The sequence below is a fragment of the Nonomuraea typhae genome (assembly GCF_009760925.1).
In the GTDB taxonomy this organism is placed as follows: Bacteria; Actinomycetota; Actinomycetes; order Streptosporangiales; family Streptosporangiaceae; genus Nonomuraea; species Nonomuraea typhae.
This window is the reverse complement of sequence record NZ_VRLV01000004.1, coordinates 1-2297: the sequence shown is the minus strand read 5'-3', so window position 1 is coordinate 2297 and position 2297 is coordinate 1. Positions and strand designations below refer to the sequence as shown.

Here is a 2297-nt window from a genome sequence, read left to right as displayed (position 1 = left end):
ATCCTTTCGTGATTCGCCTGCGGTGCTGACACATGCTTCGCTCACCGACACTGGCGGCTGCCGCCAGTGTCGGTGAGCGACGCTGCCGCAAGCGGCAATGGGCTAACGGGGTGGGGTCTGCTACTCCAACTCCTCCGGAAAGAGTGCCTGGCTCTCCTGATAGGGCGGACGTCCGGGACTGTCCCGGCCATCAGAATGCCTGGTATTGCCCGCCGAGAACTTATGAACATGGGTCTCAAGGAGCACGCCATCTCGCCCGGCGAATGCGTTGGGCACCGGTCGTGCTCCACCTCATCCACCGCTCTGGGAGACGCCGTCATGACGTTCCACAGGACTGCTGGTGCGATCCTCTGCGCCACTGCGATCGCTGGTCTTCTGACCGCCGGCTCCAATGCCGCCTCCGCCTCCGCAAGCCACCGGACGTACTGCGGTCACGGAACCAGCGCCATCCACAGCCACAACGGGTATCTGTATCGCGCCAAATTCCGCTCTCACAGGTATCTAACGCCGAACATCCATGTCCACACGTACGCTGAGCAGCAGCACGCTGTTGCAGGCAACCCAGGATGGGTCACCACGGCGACCTACACCAGGACGTGCCCCTACTGACCCGCGCCCAAGGCGAGCGCTCCGGCGGGGTTGTCTCGAAGCTCGACCGCCACCCCGAGGCCGCCCCGGCCGTCATTCGGTCAGCGTGCCGGGCAAGTTCCGACCTTCACATACGCGATGTTCCATCGGTTCGGGTGATACATCACCATCCAGCCGATTTTGACTGTTTCGGCACGATATGTCGCCACGATATGGGGCCAGCCACCGTCTCATCCTCGAATTCGACCAAGACTCCGAAGCGAGGCGGTGACCGCGATGTGCAATCCGGCATGCACGACGGCGGCACGAAGGCTCATCGACCGACGCGACAAGCACCCGGCCAGACGAGCCTGCTGGGCTGTCGGAGTTCCGGCAGGAGTTCTCCACGTGCCTGAACACTCGGCGCGATGAGCAGTTCAAGCTGGCCGAGACGGCGTGGTGCACCGAAGGGCCAGCCAAGACACTGGTGGAGCCGACACTGGTGCCGGCGCAGTGGATGGCACCGGCACCGGCGCCAGAGCAGCAGGCAGAGCTACCACCGGCGCTACCACAGCGGCCAGAGCCAGCACCGACGCCGGCACAACGGCCAGAGCCGACACCAGCGCCGGCACAACGGCCAGAGCCAGCACCGACGCCAGCACGGCGACAGAGCCAGCACCGGCGTTGACAGAGCGGGTAGAGCCATCACCGATGCCGGAGCACCAGCGCGCGCACGGTGCCCTTTACGGCGGACTCAACCATGGCCAGCTCGAGGTTGGCCGCTTCCAACGTGCGCCAGCGACATCACCCCTGCTGCCGCGAGCTGCCGACGGCCGGATCGTGCTCGCGGCAGAGGTGTCCCGTCCCGCCGGCCCGACGCCGTCACCTGCTCCGACCGCTCCTTCTGCCAAACCTAGGCCCGCAGCGAGAAGACCAAGCATCAGATCATGCCCAGTTGGCCGTACACCAGCGTCGCCGCCCTGGAGGCCAGACGCACCTCCTGGACCACAACTGCCGGACACCATCCGGCTGGCGCGCGCGCTGACCTCACACAGGTCAGCGCCAGCCAACTGCGCCAGATCGTCAGCGCTTGATCGTCGAGCACCAGATCGTCAGTGTCAGTTCGTCAGCGCCAGGTCGTCGAGCACCAGATCGTCAGTGCCAGGTCGTCGAGCACCAGATCGTCAGTGCCAGGTCGTCGAGCACCAGATCGTCAGTGCCAGGTCGTCGAGCACCAGATCGTCAGTGCCAGGTCGTCGAGCACCTGATCGAAGCAGGCCGATTCCCCGACGGCGACCGCGACATCCTTATCGTCGTGGACGCCAGCCAAGACGTGCCCCGCCTGGCGTTCCTGCTGGCCGATCTGCTGCAACGCGCCACCATCTGCTCACTGAACACACTCAAGCCCTGGCCACTGAAAACACCCAAGCCCGGCCACTGAAACACTCAAGCCCTGGTCACTGAACGCACTCAAGCCCGCGCCGCAGGAGTGGATCAACGCGTGGAACGACCAGCCCCGGCCATCCCCTTGGCGGACCACGACCACCGACCAGATGATCGCCCGGCTCCGCCGCCACTGCCCACGCATCTCCAGACCAGCTCGCTAGTGTGATGCGCCAGAAATTCTGAGGGTAAGGAAGTAGCCTGTTGGCATGTCGCATCCGGGGCCTTCCGCTGTGGAAGTCACGCTGTCCGAGGACGAGCGTGCGGAACTGCTGAGCCGGGCGGCG

Annotated in this window: 1 protein-coding gene; it reads left to right on the top strand. The window is 65.2% G+C overall.

Annotated elements, in window-relative coordinates; translation table 11 throughout:
• Positions 1–1657: 1657 nt before the first annotated feature.
• Positions 1658–2008 carry a hypothetical protein gene (locus FVE25_RS15940; protein ID WP_157247731.1) on the top strand — a complete coding sequence of 117 codons (351 nt, stop codon included), beginning with the start codon at positions 1658–1660 and terminating at the stop codon, positions 2006–2008.
• Positions 2009–2297: the final 289 nt, after the last annotated feature.